We start from the raw sequence: 14,004 nt of genomic DNA on the forward strand, positions 1-14,004 counted from the left end.
CCCAGTCGACCGAAATGGTGGTCTTATGCGTGACTTATGGGTTCTTGGCGAGAAGCTATGGATGGGTATGGCACCCTGGCGTGGTGTCCAGCCGCGCGGCGATCGCCATTGTGACGTGGACGGCGACCGCGATCGGGGCCGTCGGAGCCGGGCTCGCCGCCCTTTCCGCGCTCGGTGTCGGCATCACGGACCAGACCGTCACGCCGATGAGCATGGCCCAGGTGCAGGCGGCGCTCGCCGAACCCTTTTCAGCCATCCCCCGTGCTTCGCGCACTCCCCGTCCCGTGGCCACCCCCCACGCGCCGAGAACTGCCCGCGTCCGGCCGACCCCGAGGCCCGCCCTCGGCGTCCGACCGGCCGCCGAGGTGACCAGGAGCCTGAACTCACCGGGAGGCAACGTGATCGCCCGCTGTGAGCGGGGCCTCGCCTACCTGGTGTCCTGGACGCCCATGCAGGGCTACAGGGCCGACGACGCCAGACGCGGTCCGGCAGCCGGCGTCTCCGTCCACTTCGAGTCAAGTGATCGTAAGATCGAAATGATCATCAGCTGCCGTGGCGGGCGGCCCGTGGCCACCGTCGGCACCGAAGGCCGCCGGCACCACGAGGACGAGGGGTGGGAGCACGGCTGATCGCGGGCCCAGCCGAGGGGATCTTCGGCGTCGGACGGCCGGATCACCGTCCAGTCCGCCCTGGCCGAGACGGTCACCCAGTGGGCCGCGTCATGTGAGGTCTCCCGGCGGACCGCGCCGGCTGACGCCTTACCCTCCTACCGGACCGCCTCGCCGGACGGCACGTCGGCCAGTCCCAGTTCCGACCGGTAGGGCAGCCCCTCCCAGTCGCCGCGCGTCGCGACGGCGAACGCCCCCAGGGTCACCCCGCGCCGCAGGCGCCGGTCGACGTCCAGCCCGTCCAGGAGCCCCGACAGGTATCCCGCGACGAACGCGTCACCGGCGCCGATGGTGTCCACGGCGGTCACGGGGACCGCGTCACGGTGGACGCTGCCGTCAGGGGTGTACGCGGTGGCGCCCTTGTCGCCGTGTTTGACGACGACCTCGCGCACGCCCAGGTCCAGCAGTGACGACACGCGACCGGCCTCGTCGTCGCCCGGTGCGACGAGCGTGAGCTCGTCGTCGGAGGCGATGACGATGTCGAGGTCCGAGGTCAGCTCCAGGAACGCCCGGCGGGCCTCCGCCGCGGTCCAGAGCCGGGTGCGGTGGTTGACGTCCAGGCAGACCCGCACGCCCAGCTCGCGGGCGTGACGCACCCCGGCGAGCACGGCGGCGCGGGGGCCGGGCCCGAGCGCCATCGTCACCCCCGTGACGTGGAACACGGCCGGCGGCGTGGGGGAGCCGTCCAGGGCGGCCAGGACATCCCCGGAACCGAGGTGGCTTCCGGCCGAGGCCACACGGTGGTAGTCCACCCGCATCACCCCGCTGAGCCGCTCCTCGAACAGGATGATCCCGGTCGGGGCGGAGGTGTCCGTACGGAGGAACCCGGTACCGACCCCCTCGGCCCGGAAGGTCCTGCGGATCAGCGCGCCGAACTGGTCGTCGCCGACGGCGCCGGCGTAGCGGACGTCGTGCCCGAGCCTGGCCAGCCCGATGGCCACGTTCGCCTCGGCTCCGGCGACGCTCAACCTGGCGGTTCCGCCGAGCAGGACCCGTCCGTCCGCGCGGAGGCAGCCCAGGGCCTCGCCCGCGGTCACCACATCAGTCACCGGTCGTTCTCCGTCCTTCGGTCCATACCGTGCGGAAGTCGTCCGCCCGGTCCGTGATCGTCTGCCGCGGTGGTGACGTCCCTGCCCGGTGCGTGGACGGCGGCGATCCTGAGCACGGGGTCAGCGCGCGTGGTGCGCGGGGCAGTGGTGGCCGGAGACCGGAGCGGCTCCGCGGGGAGAGGTCAGCATCTGCTGGGTGACCTCGGACAGAATGCTGCGCATTCCCGATTCCGCCTCATCCGCATTCGCCTCGGCGATCGATCTCGCGACGAGAAGGTGTAGTCGCAGTGATTCGGGGGTCGGGTCGTCCGGCACCAGGTGGTGCACCATTCGGCCGGTGAGCACCGCGGCTATCGTGCTGGACAGCGCGGCGAACATCTCGTTTCCCGAGGCGCGGAGCAGCACCGAGTGAAAGGCGATGTCGTGCTGAAGATACGCTTCGGCGTCTCGTGGTCTGCCGGACTCCTCAAGCAGCGCGGCAAGGGAGAGCAGTTCTTCGCGCTGTTCGGGGGTGGCGAATAGCGCGGCGTTGTGGGCGGCGACGGGCTCGACCGCGATCCGCAATTCGGTGAGCGACCGCAACTGTGCGTCCCGGTCGGCGCCGGCAAGGCGCCATCGGATGACCCTCGGGTCGAAAACGCTCCATTCCGTCCGGTCGAGGACCGTGATCCCGATACGCCTGCGCAGGCCGATGAGGCGCATCGACTCAAGCACCTTGAGGGTTTCGCGGAGGACGGTTCGCGAGGCGTCGTGTTCAATCTCGAAATCCTCCGTACGAAGGATCTGACCTGGGTGGAGGATGCCCGAGACTATTTGCTGGCCGATCACATCCAAAATGTCGTCCTGCAGGGTTTTCCTGACCATGCCGCCCCTTCCGTAACGCCGCCGTCAACAACTCTCGTGGTGTTTTTCCCACGCGCTTACGGCACGTGAGAATTTACCGGGAGAGTGAACATCTTCATCATGCATCGCGGACCTGAGGGAAAAGAATCGCTCTGACGAGCCGATCTGCACGGAGAGGATAGCAAGTGTGGCCTCCGTGAGATTCGCCCGCTCTTCACCGCTCGCCGGGCTCGCGGGGAGCCGTCTTCCGCGACCGTGGTCCGCTCGGGCGCAGGCGAACGCGCCCGCCTGTCTCCGAGCCGGAACGTCTCCCCGCCGGGCCGGGCCCAGCGGAGAGATCCCGCCGCGTCGTCCGGAGCCCCGGGTGCGCGCGAGCGGGGCGGTCCGGGCCGCGACCGCCCGTGACCTGCGCGATCAAGGCCGGGTGGATGCGATGACATCAAATCGTTATTCATCATAAGTATTACTAATACTATAGTCCTGAGCGTCGCGATAGAGCAGAGAGGGGCAGCCATGCCGGATCGGACGCGTCTCGTCGGTGAGGCGAGGTTCGACGTTCTCCCGCTGCCCGAACGGGACGTGCTCGGGGAGGGCCCGTGGTGGTCGGTGGCCCAGCAGTGCCTTTTCCGGGTGGACATTCTCGGCAGGAGGGTTCACAGAACAAATCTCGACGGGGACCGTGCCGAAAGCTGGGCGACCCCTGACGAGGTCGGCTTCGTCGTGCCGAACGAGGCGGGCGATCTGCTCATCGGCCTGAGGGACGGCCTCTGCTGGCTCGATCCCGAGAGCGGTGAGACGACACCGGACACCCCTGTCGAGGCCGAGCGCGGAGACTACCGGATCAACGACGGCAAGACCGACCGCCGGGGCCGGGTCTGGTTTGGCACGATGCACCAGGGCGAGACCGAAGGGCACGCCTCGCTCTACCGATACGACAGCCATGGTCTCGGCGCGGTCATCCGCGGGATCACGACCTCGAACGGGCTCGGCTGGAGCCCGGACGAGACGGTGATGTACCACACGGATTCGATCTCCCGGCGGATCATGGCCTACGACTTCGACGCGGACTCGGCCGAACTCCGAGGCGGGCGGCTCTTCGCGGAGGACCCCGCCGGCTATGTGCCGGACGGGCTCACCGTGGACGGCGACGGCTGCGTCTGGGGAGCGAAATGGAACGGTGGAAAAATCGTCCGCTACGCCCCCGACGGGCGCGTGGACCGCGAGTTGACCCTGCCCGTCTCCCGCCCGACGAGCTGCATGTTCGTCGGCCCGGACCTGCGCACCCTCGCCGTCACGTCGGCACGGCCGGCACCGGCCGAGGGCGCGCGAGAAGAACTGGCCGGATCGGTCTTTCTCGTCGAGACCGGCGCGCAGGGGCTTCCGGAGCGCCCGACGATCATGCCGTCACGGGGTTCTGAATCGTCCCACCCCCTTTCACCGTCACAATGAACCAAGGGATTCCCATGCACAGAAAATCCTTCAAAGGTGTCACGCTGCTTCTCGCCGCGGCTGTCGCCCTCGCCGGTTGCGGTGCCGACGTCGAGACGGACGGCGGCAACGGGAAGGTGGAGCTGAGCTTCGCCAACTGGCAGTGGCTGGAGCCCGGCAGAGGTGACCGGCTCTGGAAGAGCATGCTCGAATACGAGAAGGTCAACCCGAAGGTCAGCTTCAAGAAGGTCTCGGCGACGCGCGCCGAGTACGAGAAGACCGTCCAGACGCAGATGGGGGCGGGCGGAGGGCCGGATGTGCTGATCGTCCCGCCCGCCCTGCTGCACCAGCTGGAGGCCGCGAACCTGCTCGTCCCACTCGAAGGCGTCGCGGACGACCCGCACATCGAGAAGGAGACCCTCAAGGGCAAGCGCCTGGTCTACACCTGGGAGGTGGTGAACTTCGGCTTCTTCTGGAACAAGAAGCTGCTCGCCCAGGCCGATGTGAAGCCCCCGACCGACATGGCCGGCCTGCTGACCGCGGCGAGTGCGATCACCAAGAAGACCGGCAAGCCCGGCTTCGCCGTCCGCACCTCGACGGCCGAACTGAACCCCTGGTGGGCCGACTTCGCGAGCTGGCCGTACGGATTCGGCGGCGGATGGTCGAAGGACGGCAAGCTGACGATCAACGATCCGAAGAACGTCGAGGCGGTGACCGCGCTCAAGAAGCTCTACGCCTCCGGGGCGATGCCGATCGGCGACGACGCGTCCACCTTCCGCTCCCGTTTCGCCAACGGTGAGATCGGCATGATGTTCGACAACGCCTCGGTGCTCTTCACGATCCTGGCCGGAAACAAGGAGCTCACCTCCGAGGACATCGGTGTGGCGACCCTGCCCTTCCCCACCGACAACTCGTCGCAGATCACGAACTTCGTCGGCGTCAACAAGAACTCCAAGCACCAGGCCGAGGCGATGGGCTTCATCAAGTGGCTGGGCTCCCAGGAGGGGCAGAAGGCCTCGGCCGAGGGGGTCTTCCCGACGCTCAACGCCACGGCGGCCGCTCCCCCCGACGACGTCGCCGCCGAGTACCCCTGGATCAAGGTCTATCGCGAGCAGGCGAAGTCGGCACTGGGCTCGCCCTTCATTCCCGGGTTCGAGCTGAGCACCCCGCAGATCAGCACCGTGGTGATGAAGGCGATCGAAAGCGTCCTGGTGAACAACCAGGATCCCGCGACCGCGCTTGACCAGGCGCAGAAGGCCGCCGAGGCAGTACAACGATGACGATCACCGGACCCGCCCAGACGCGAGGCGTCGTCATCACCCCCGCGGAGGCGGCGAACGAGGGGGTCGACCACATCCTGGACAGGCTCCAGGGTGTGGGCGCCAACGCGGTCGCCGTCTCCCCCGGCGTGTTCGTGCCGGGCACGGCCGAGGACGGCGTGCGGGAACCCCCCCTGGACATCGACGGGGAGGCCCGGGTTCTGGACCGGCCGCTCTGGGGGCGGAAGGTGCAGTACCTCAGGGGATTCTCGCCCTACGTCGCCGACCCGGACGTCTGGCGGGACGTGCCGTTCGCCCCGCCCGTCGCCGCCCCGGAGGAACTGCGCGTCGACTACGCGGAGGCGGTGGTGAACGCCGCGCGGCTGCGCGGCATGAGCTCCTTCGTCGTCGTCAGCCCGACGGTCCTCCCCGGCCTGCCCGGTGGGCAGTCCTTTACCTCCGGCCAGACCCAGGGGCTGGAGGAGGACCTGGTGGTCCGGGTCGACGGCTCGACGCCCACGCGCTTCATCGCGGGCCAGGGGTGCGTCAACAACCCCCGGGTGCAGGCCCTCGTCAGGGCGCGGCTGACGGACACCCTTGAGCACTACCCGGCCGCGAACGGGCTGTTCATCGACTGGGCGGAGTACACCTGCTATCTGCCCGAGGACATCTTCACCTGTTTCTGCCGGCACTGCGCCCGCGTGGCGGCCCGGAACGGATTCGAATGGGATGAGCTCCGAGCCGGTGTCACAGAGATCTTCGAGGGGTTGCGCGATCTGACGGACCGGGACCTCCTCCGGGTGATCGAGGGGGAGCCGGTCTCGTTGATGGACGGCCTCGCGACGCTCGCGGGCGTGCCGGAGCGGGCGCGGGCCGCCGCGAACGAACTCCTGCGCTTCAAGGCGCAGAGCGTCGTGGCCTTCTACGCCTCGGTCCGGGACCTGGCCACCGGGCTCGGCTCGCCTCTTGAGATGGGCGCCAACGGCTTCGCGCCGCCGTGGAACGCGGTGACGGGGGCGGACTTCGGTGCGCTCTCGTCGGTGCTCGGCGCCGTACGGTGCAAGCTCTTCACCTTCCACTGGCCCATGATGACCAGGTGGATGGGGGAGTGGCTGGTCGAGCGGAGCCCTCGGCTCTCGCCTCGACTCGCGCTGGACGCCACGAAGGCGCTCTACCAGGTGCCCACGTCGGCGGAGGAGGGGCGGAAGGGCCTGGAGGACTACACGATGCCCGGTCCGGACCAGCCGCACCCGATCACGATGTCGGCCCTGACCGCCAAACTCGTGGAGGCGAGACAGCAGGTCGCGCCGTCGTCGCGACTTGAGGCGTACCTGCACAGCTATCGGCCCGCCGACGAGCTGGCACGCGTCCTGGACGCCACGGCGGCGAGTGGCGCGGACGGCACCTGGATTCAACGCTACGGATATCTGAGTGATCGCAAAATGGACGTGATCCGGGACGCGTGGCTGGCGAGCGGGTGATGACGCCGAGGCGTGTCGCCGTGAGCGGGAGAGCCGTACGGTGGCGGCGGAGGACGTCCCCGGCTCAGTAGTTCCCCTCGCCGCCGAGCGTGGTGTCGCCCGATGATCTGACGATTGGATGCACGATGTCTGTTCCTCAGACAGTACCGACCTCGCGGAAACCGCGAACCCCCCTCGCGCCGTATGTGTTCATCGGCGCGGCGGTCGTCTATCTCGCGGTCTTCGCGGGCGTCCCCATTCTCAAGGGTTTCCAGTTGAGTGTCACCGACACGCAACTGATCAACCCGAATGGGGGCTCGTCTGTCGGGCTCGACAACTACGCGGCCCTGGTCGGCAGCGAGGTCTTCCTCCGGTCCGTCGTCACCACGATCGTCTACGCGTTCTGCACGGTGGCCGGCTCGCTGCTGATCGGCACGGTGTCGGCCGTCGTGCTCAACCGGGCCTTCCCCGGGCGGCTTCTCGCGCGGGCCGTCATCGTCATGCCGTGGGCGGTGCCGACGGTCGCGGTGGTCCTGGTCTTCCGGTGGATCTTCAACAACGACAACGGCGTGGCCAACGCGGCGTTCTCAGCACTCGGGATAGGGGCGCAGGGCTGGCTCACCGATCCGCGTTACGGCATGCTCTCCATCCTGATCGCGACCGTTTGGAAGGTCTCCCCCTTCGTGATGCTCGTGGTCCTCGCGGCCCTCCAGGCCGTCCCCGACGAGCTGTACGAGGCGGCCAGGGTCGACGGTGCCGACATGTACAGCACGTTCAAGTCGGTTGTGCTTCCGCACCTGATGCCGACCCTGCGGATCGTGGGGTTGCTCATGACCATCTGGTCGTTCCGCCGGTTCGAGATCATCTGGTTGCTCACCGGCGGCGGGCCCGCCGACGTGACGAACACGATCGTCATCAACGTCTACCAGCAGGCGTTCGGCAACAGTCAATTGGGTTTCGGGGCGGCGATCGGTGTTCTGGGGCTTCTGCTCTCACTCGCCGTCACCCTCGTCTATTTCGTTCTCGAAACGCGTACCGAACGAAAGAATCGAGTCGCAGTATGATCGGTCGCAGAAACCTTGGCGTCGGGGTGCGGACGCTTCTCGCGGCGCTCCTCGTCATCCTCGCCGGATTCCCGCTCTACTGGATTCTGAACACGGCGATCACCCCCTCGAACACGCTGTACGGCGGCGGCCAGAAGATCTTCCCCGACCTGAGCCGTTCCGCCCACCTGTTCTCGGTTCTCGTGACCGACAACTCCTTCCTGCGGTGGATGGGCAACTCCGTGGTCGTCGCGCTCGGCACGACCGTGGCCAGCCTGCTTCTGGCCACGCTCGCCGCCTACGCCCTCTCGCGGTACAAGTTCGTCGGGAAAGGGATCATGGGATTTGGCTTCTTCGCCACCCAGATGCTCCCCGAGGCGCTTCTCGTCGTTCCGCTCTACTCGCTTTTCGCGTCACTGGGGATGCTCAACCAGCTCTACGGGCTGGTGCTCGCGAACACGGCCTTCGCGATGCCGGTCGCGACGTTCATCCTCAAGGCGGCGATGGACAGCATCCCGTACGAGATGGAGGAGTCCGCGCGGGTCGACGGCTGCGGGGCCCTGAGCATCCTGCAGATCATGGTCGTGCCCCTGATCGCGCCCTCGATGGCCGCGGCGGCCGTGATCGCCTTCTTCGACGGCTGGAACGAGTATCTCTTCGCGACGACCTTCATCACGGACGAGCATAAATGGACGGCCTCGACCGGCCTCGCATCGTTCATCGGAGAGTTTCTTATCCCGCTCGACTCGGTCTTCAGCGGGGCCTTCCTTTTCACGCTGCCGGCTGTCGTCTTCTTTCTCATCATGCAGCGCAGAATCGTGTCCGGACTTACCGCTGGTTCAGTCAAGGGATAAGACAGATGCCTACCATCACCTTCAACGGGGTCTCGAAGAGCTTCGGCGCGAACACCGTCATCAAGGAATTCAACGCGGAGGTCCCCGACAAGGACTTCCTCGTGCTGCTCGGTCCGTCGGGATGCGGTAAATCCACGATGCTCAGGATGATCGCGGGCCTGACCGAGATCACCGCGGGTGAACTGCGGTTCGACGACACGGTCGTCAACGACCTGTCGCCGAAGCGGCGGAACATCGCCTTCGTCTTCCAGTCCTACGCTCTCTACCCGCACATGAAGGTGCGGTCGAACATCGCGTTTCCCCTCGTGATGGACAATTTCCGGTGGTGGCATCACATTCCGATCGTCGGTGGCCTGGCGCGGCGGGCCATCCTGAAGAGGGCCGACGTCGCGGAGAAGGTCGACGCCGTCGCCGCCATGCTCGAACTCACCGACTATCTCGACCGCAGGCCCAAGGCGCTTTCGGGAGGGCAGCGCCAGCGGGTCGCCCTGGCACGCTCCCTCATCAGGGACCCGGCCGTCTACCTGCTCGATGAGCCGCTCAGCAATCTGGACGCGAAGCTCCGCTCCCAGATGCGCGCCGCCATCTCCGCGCTGCACGCGCGCGTGCGGAAGACCTTCGTCTACGTCACGCACGATCAGGTCGAGGCGATGACGATGGGAACGCGCATCATCGTGCTCAACGACGGCGTCGTTCAGCAGTACGGCACGCCGAAGGAGATCTACGATCGGCCGGCGAACACCTTCGTCGCCACGTTCATCGGCTCGCCGCCGATGAACGTCTTCCTCGCGGAGGCGGGTGCCGACGGCCTGCGAGTGGGCGATCACCTCCTTCCCGGGTCGCGGGACGTCGCCGAGCGGGTGATTTCGCGAGGAAGCGCCATGATCCGGCTCGGCGTCCGCGCCGAGAAGATCGCGATCCATCCGGCGGACGCGACCGGGGAGAACCTGATCGAGGCCCGCGTCGCCGTCGTCGAACACCTCGGAGCCGAGACCATCGTCGGTTTCGCGCTGGAGGGGACCGGGAGCGTCAACGTCGTCGGGGCGGCGTCGACGAGCGGGCTCTTCTACGCGCGTCTCACCGGTGAGGTCCCCCTGAGCGTGAACGACCCCTGCCGTGTGGGGTTCGAGCTGGACGCGGTCACCTGGTTCGACCACGCGTCGGGCCGACGCGTCGAACTCTGAGGCCGGCCGTCACAGGTCGGGCCGTCACGGATCGGCCCGGTGCTTCGAACTCTGACGTCGGCTCCCGCTGAGCTGAGAGGCGAACTCGGATAAATGGGGATGTCATGCAGGAAATCCATGGACGGTCGGTCTTCGACGGGGAGCTCGGCTTCCCCCTGATGGTCGTGCACCAGGAGGCGCTGGAGCACAACATCGCCACGATGGCGGCCTTCGCCCGTGACCACGGCATGGAGCTCGCGCCGCACGCCAAGACCCACCTGTCCGGAGAGATCGCCGCAAGGCAGCTCGCCGCCGGGGCCTGGGGCCTGACCGTGGCGACCACCCGCCAGGCGCGGGCCGCTCGCGGCTTCGGCGCCCGGCGCGTCATGGTGGCCAACCAGGTCGTGGATCGGGCCGGGCTGCGATGGGCGGCCGGTGAGCTGGAGCGCGACCCCGCGTTCGAGTTCCTCAGCTTCGCCGACTCCGAGGCCGGGGTCGACATCCTGGCCGCGCACGCGGGCGCGCGGCCCTTCACCGTCCTGGTCGAGCTCGGCCACGAGGGCGGGCGCGCCGGCTGCCGCACCGTGGAGCGGCTGGTCGAGCTGGCCGGGTACGTGCGGCGTACGCTGGGCGTCGAGCTCGCCGGGGTGGCCGGGTACGAGGGCTCGCTGGCGGGCGCCGCCGAGGTGCGCGAATACCTGATCCGGCTCCAGGACGCCGTCGGGCGTCTGCGCGTCGGGAACCCCGTCCTCACCGTCGGCGGCAGCCAGTGGTTCGACGTGATCGGCCGTGAGCTGGCCGCGACCCAGGCCACCGTCGTGCTGCGCAGCGGCGCGTACGTCACCCACGACGACGGCTACTACCGCGAGCGCACCCCGTTCAACCGCGTGGACGGCGAGCTGCGCCCCGCGCTGGAGGTGTGGGCGCAGGTGCTGTCCACGCCCGAGCCAGGACTGGCGATCGTCGGCATGGGCAAGCGCGACGCCCCCTACGACGAGGGCCTGCCGATCCCCCGCGGGCCGGGTGTGAGCGTGCTGAGGATGCAGGACCAGCACACCGTCGTCCGCGGCGACCTGCGAGTGGGGGAGCTGGTCGCGTTCGGCATCTCACACCCCTGTACGGCGTTCGACAAGTGGCGGACGCTGCCCCTGGTCGACCCGGACTACCGGGTTGTGGGCATAATCAACACTCATTTCTAGGTTTCTAAGGAAATTTCATGAAAAAGGAACTCAGGACCACCGACGGCGCCGCCCCCGTGGGCGCCTACTCTCAGGGCCTCGTCGTGGGCGACCTGGTCTACACCTCCGGCGCGGGCCCGCTCCACCCGGAGTCCGGCGAGGTCGTCGGCGACGACGTGGCCGCGCAGACCCACCAGGTCATGCGCAACCTCGGCGCCGTCCTGGCCGCCCACGGCCTCACCTACGACGACGTGGTCAAGTCCACCGTCCACCTGCAGCACCTCAAGCGCGACTTCGCCGCCTTCAACGAGGTGTACAAGTCGTACTTCGGCCAGCCCTACCCCGTCCGCACGACCGTCGGCTCCGACCTCATGGACATCCTGGTGGAGATCGACTTCGTCGCGCACAGGAGCGTGTAGAGCCGGCCCCCGGACGGCTTTTGGAAGTCATAACAGAGTGCATTCCATCGGGTACGCGCTGTTCGCCGCATGAGGAAGGGTGAACAGCCGCCCCGAGGTCAGCGGCTCCCCGGCAATGGGGGCATGGCGGGCTGCAAGACTCCGGGATGCCTCACCGGAAAGCCATATATTTTTGAGCGATGTATCCACCGATTGAGCCTTACAATCACGGACATCTCGACACCGGCGACGGCCACCTCGTCTACTGGGAGGTCTGCGGCAACCCCGAGGGTAAGCCCGCGCTCGTCGTCCACGGCGGCCCCGGCTCGGGCTGCACGCCGAACAAGCACCGCAGCTTCGACCCCGAGCGCTACCGCGTCATCATGTTCGACCAGCGCAACTGCGGCCGGAGCCTGCCCCACGCCGCCGATCCGGCCACCGATCTGACCACCAACACCACCCACCACCTGGTCGCCGACATGGAACGGCTGCGTGAGCATCTCGGTGTCGACCGGTGGCTGCTCTACGGCGGGTCGTGGGGCTCCACGCTGATGCTCGCCTACGCCGAAGCCCACCCGGCGCGGGTGTCGGAGATGGTCGTCTGCGGCGCCACCATGACCCGCCGCTCCGAGATCGACTGGCTCTACCGCGGTGTCGGCCGCTTCTTTCCTGAGCAGTGGCAGCGCTTCCGTGAGGGCGTTCCCGAGGCCGAGCGTGACGGTGACCTGCCGGCCGCCTACGCGCGGCTCGTATCCGACCCCGACCCCGCCGTGCGGGCCCAGGCCGCTCACGACTGGATGGCGTGGGAGGACGCGGTGATCTCCCTGGAGGTCAACGGCCGGCCGAACGTCTACAGCGACCGGCCTCCCGCCGCCCTGCTGGCCTTCGTCCGCATCTGCAGCCACTACTTCTCCAACGCCGCCTGGCTTGAGGAGGGCGTCCTGCTGCGCGGCGCGCACAGGCTGGCCGGCATCCCCGGCGTGCTCATCCATGGCCGCCTCGACCTGGGCGCGCCGTTGGAGAACGCCTGGCAGCTGGCCCAGGCGTGGCCCGGCGCACGGCTCGTCGTGGTGGACGACTCGGGGCACACCGGCAGCGACACCATGCGTGATGAGGTCCTCGCCGCCCTGGACGGCTTCGCGAGCTAGGACGAGTCATCCCTCTCACCGCCGGCAGGCACGCCCGGTCGGCACGCAGGTGTGCTCGCCTCTTCGCCGCCGGCCTGGCCCAGGCCGGTGACGCGCAGTATCTCAACCGGAAAAGGGGGGTCTGCTCCACCAAGGGCGGGCTGGGTGGTGGGGCGGGACGAAGAAGTAGCCGCCACCGACGGTGAGCGCGTATCTGGCAAGGGCCTCGCCGTGGAGGCGGCGCTGTACGGTCTCGAATTCGCGCACCGGGTCGGCCTGGTAGCAGACGAAGATGAGTCCCTCGTCGAGGCGGCCGTAGCGGTCGCGGCCTCGGAGATAAGAGTAGCTGCGGCGGATGAGCTTGGGGGGTTCGACGCCTGGGGTGCGCGGGTTGGCGCGCCGTGCGTGCGCGTCCAGCGGGGTGGTGGCGCCAGTGGGGTCGGCTGCGAAACGGGGCTGTTCCTCGGCGGGGGTACCGTCGAGCCAGGTGCCGTCGTGGCGGCGGCCGATGACGCGCTCCTGGGTGGTTACGGAGTCGGCGTCCCAGAGCTGCTGGGCCAGGCGAATGAGGCGGACGATCTGATAGGTGCCTCCGGCTGCCCAGCCGGGCTCCGTGCCGTTGTGCCGGGTCAGGACGGCGTCGTTGGTGGCTGGGCCTATGGCGGGATTGCCGTGTCCCTCTATGAAGCCGAACAGGTTGCGGGTCAGCGCGCGGCCGGATTCGACGTGTCCGCCGGGCCGGAAACCGGCTATAGACCAGCGAGGGATGAGCAGGCCGAGCTGCCGCGTCAGCGCCCGCAATATCGCCTCAGCCTCATTCGTGGTGGAAGCGCAGACCTGGAGGAGAAGATCACCATGGGAGAGAGCGGGGTCAAGCAGATCGCCAGGAAAGGATGGCATCGTCGTCAAGTGCCTGGGGCACTCTATGGGTAATCGGTCAAGGAGTGAGCGGCCGAGCCCGATGGAAACCTCGATGCCCGAGGGTTGGCCGAGGATGCGGCGGCCAAGTGTCTGAAGGACACCGCCGAGCGCGCCGAGGGAGGAGATCGTGACATCGAAGGCTGCGAAGACCGCGCTGGGCTGAGGGATCGTGGTGACGCCGGGGAGGCCGCCCTCGACCGTGCCGTGCTCCATGTGCTTGGCGGCGTCGGCCGCCAAGCTTAAGGCCAACGTGGCCGCCACTCCAGACAGGGTAAGGGCATTGCGACGCGACAGTACCGCACCGTGGTTCCTGAGTGCGCTCTTTTTGTTCGGTCCATAATTCATTTGATAAATCCATATGCGACACTATTTGCTTGCTTTATCACATTGATACTCTAATTCTCTGGTATGTCCTCTTGTTGACCATAGATCGCCATGCGACCATCTCAAGTGAATACCAATGATCTTTACACGCAGACAAGCTTCTGGTCGAGTCGGCCACGCGAGACTACCTGTAGTGCCATCGGCCACATAGGTGTGGAGCTGGGACGATGCGCGTCGGGGTATGTTTTCGAGTCGCCGCCGCTGTCTTGACAGCGGTCATGGTCATGTC

13 protein-coding genes are annotated in these 14,004 nt (G+C 67.7%); 10 read left to right on the plus strand and 3 right to left on the minus strand.

Annotated elements, in window-relative coordinates; translation table 11 throughout:
* Nucleotides 1-80: 80 nt before the first annotated feature.
* Nucleotides 81-629 carry a hypothetical protein gene (locus tag ACWEF2_RS13955; RefSeq protein ID WP_453815096.1) on the plus strand — a complete coding sequence of 183 codons (549 nt, stop codon included), beginning with the start codon at nt 81-83 and terminating at the stop codon, nt 627-629.
* A gap of 137 nt (nt 630-766) precedes the next feature.
* Here ACWEF2_RS13955 and ACWEF2_RS13960 read toward each other — a convergent pair whose 3' ends face one another.
* On the minus strand, nt 767-1,717 hold the full coding sequence (locus tag ACWEF2_RS13960) for a sugar kinase (RefSeq protein ID WP_453815098.1): 951 nt from the start codon (nt 1,715-1,717) through the stop codon (nt 767-769).
* 120 nt (nt 1,718-1,837) lie between these two features.
* On the minus strand, nt 1,838-2,581 hold the full coding sequence (locus tag ACWEF2_RS13965; protein ID WP_453815100.1) for a FadR/GntR family transcriptional regulator: 744 nt from the start codon (nt 2,579-2,581) through the stop codon (nt 1,838-1,840).
* A gap of 492 nt (nt 2,582-3,073) precedes the next feature.
* Between ACWEF2_RS13965 and ACWEF2_RS13970 the strand changes: the two genes are divergently transcribed.
* The 9 genes from ACWEF2_RS13970 (at nt 3,074) to pip (ending at nt 12,491) form a co-directional block, all read left to right on the plus strand.
* Nucleotides 3,074-4,009 carry an SMP-30/gluconolactonase/LRE family protein gene (locus ACWEF2_RS13970; RefSeq protein WP_453815102.1) on the plus strand — a complete coding sequence of 312 codons (936 nt, stop codon included), beginning with the start codon at nt 3,074-3,076 and terminating at the stop codon, nt 4,007-4,009.
* Between the two features lie 14 nt (nt 4,010-4,023).
* Nucleotides 4,024-5,268: an ABC transporter substrate-binding protein gene (locus tag ACWEF2_RS13975; protein WP_453815104.1), complete on the plus strand. Its 1,245-nt coding sequence runs from the start codon at nt 4,024-4,026 to the stop codon at nt 5,266-5,268.
* Nucleotides 5,265-6,728 (plus strand): hypothetical protein, encoded by a 1,464-nt coding sequence (locus tag ACWEF2_RS13980; RefSeq protein WP_453815106.1) that lies wholly within the window; start codon nt 5,265-5,267, stop codon nt 6,726-6,728. The genes ACWEF2_RS13975 and ACWEF2_RS13980 overlap by 4 nt, the downstream gene beginning before the upstream one ends.
* A 125-nt stretch (nt 6,729-6,853) precedes the next feature.
* On the plus strand, nt 6,854-7,771 hold the full coding sequence (locus tag ACWEF2_RS13985; RefSeq protein ID WP_453815108.1) for a carbohydrate ABC transporter permease: 918 nt from the start codon (nt 6,854-6,856) through the stop codon (nt 7,769-7,771).
* Nucleotides 7,768-8,604 carry a carbohydrate ABC transporter permease gene (locus ACWEF2_RS13990; RefSeq protein WP_453815109.1) on the plus strand — a complete coding sequence of 279 codons (837 nt, stop codon included), beginning with the start codon at nt 7,768-7,770 and terminating at the stop codon, nt 8,602-8,604. Before ACWEF2_RS13985 ends, ACWEF2_RS13990 begins: the two co-directional genes overlap by 4 nt.
* A gap of 5 nt (nt 8,605-8,609) precedes the next feature.
* Nucleotides 8,610-9,788 (plus strand): ABC transporter ATP-binding protein, encoded by a 1,179-nt coding sequence (locus ACWEF2_RS13995; protein ID WP_453815111.1) that lies wholly within the window; start codon nt 8,610-8,612, stop codon nt 9,786-9,788.
* A 104-nt stretch (nt 9,789-9,892) separates the two neighbouring features.
* Nucleotides 9,893-10,966: an alanine racemase gene (locus ACWEF2_RS14000; RefSeq protein WP_453815113.1), complete on the plus strand. Its 1,074-nt coding sequence runs from the start codon at nt 9,893-9,895 to the stop codon at nt 10,964-10,966.
* A gap of 17 nt (nt 10,967-10,983) precedes the next feature.
* On the plus strand, nt 10,984-11,364 hold the full coding sequence (locus ACWEF2_RS14005) for a RidA family protein (protein WP_453815115.1): 381 nt from the start codon (nt 10,984-10,986) through the stop codon (nt 11,362-11,364).
* A gap of 179 nt (nt 11,365-11,543) precedes the next feature.
* Entirely contained in the window at nt 11,544-12,491 is a 948-nt protein-coding gene (pip, locus tag ACWEF2_RS14010; protein ID WP_453815117.1) for a prolyl aminopeptidase, read from the plus strand.
* Between the two features lie 102 nt (nt 12,492-12,593).
* Here pip and ACWEF2_RS14015 read toward each other — a convergent pair whose 3' ends face one another.
* Nucleotides 12,594-13,628: a Dyp-type peroxidase gene (locus ACWEF2_RS14015; protein ID WP_453815118.1), complete on the minus strand. Its 1,035-nt coding sequence runs from the start codon at nt 13,626-13,628 to the stop codon at nt 12,594-12,596.
* Nucleotides 13,629-14,004: the final 376 nt, after the last annotated feature.

It is taken from the genome of Streptosporangium sp. NPDC004631 (genome assembly GCF_053601935.1).

What these genes read in the sequence shown, in the direction of transcription:
- ACWEF2_RS14005 (WP_453815115.1), top strand. Translation starts at nt 10,984, where the DNA reads ATGAAAAAGGAACTCAGGACCACCGACGGCGCCGCCCCCGTGGGCGCC.
- ACWEF2_RS13980 (WP_453815106.1), top strand. Translation starts at nt 5,265, where the DNA reads ATGACGATCACCGGACCCGCCCAGACGCGAGGCGTCGTCATCACCCCC.
- ACWEF2_RS13965 (WP_453815100.1), bottom strand. Translation starts at nt 2,581, where the DNA reads ATGGTCAGGAAAACCCTGCAGGACGACATTTTGGATGTGATCGGCCAG.
- pip (WP_453815117.1), top strand. Translation starts at nt 11,544, where the DNA reads ATGTATCCACCGATTGAGCCTTACAATCACGGACATCTCGACACCGGC.
- ACWEF2_RS14000 (WP_453815113.1), top strand. Translation starts at nt 9,893, where the DNA reads ATGCAGGAAATCCATGGACGGTCGGTCTTCGACGGGGAGCTCGGCTTC.
- ACWEF2_RS13990 (WP_453815109.1), top strand. Translation starts at nt 7,768, where the DNA reads ATGATCGGTCGCAGAAACCTTGGCGTCGGGGTGCGGACGCTTCTCGCG.
- ACWEF2_RS13970 (WP_453815102.1), top strand. Translation starts at nt 3,074, where the DNA reads ATGCCGGATCGGACGCGTCTCGTCGGTGAGGCGAGGTTCGACGTTCTC.
- ACWEF2_RS13995 (WP_453815111.1), top strand. Translation starts at nt 8,610, where the DNA reads ATGCCTACCATCACCTTCAACGGGGTCTCGAAGAGCTTCGGCGCGAAC.
- ACWEF2_RS13985 (WP_453815108.1), top strand. Translation starts at nt 6,854, where the DNA reads ATGTCTGTTCCTCAGACAGTACCGACCTCGCGGAAACCGCGAACCCCC.
- ACWEF2_RS13975 (WP_453815104.1), top strand. Translation starts at nt 4,024, where the DNA reads ATGCACAGAAAATCCTTCAAAGGTGTCACGCTGCTTCTCGCCGCGGCT.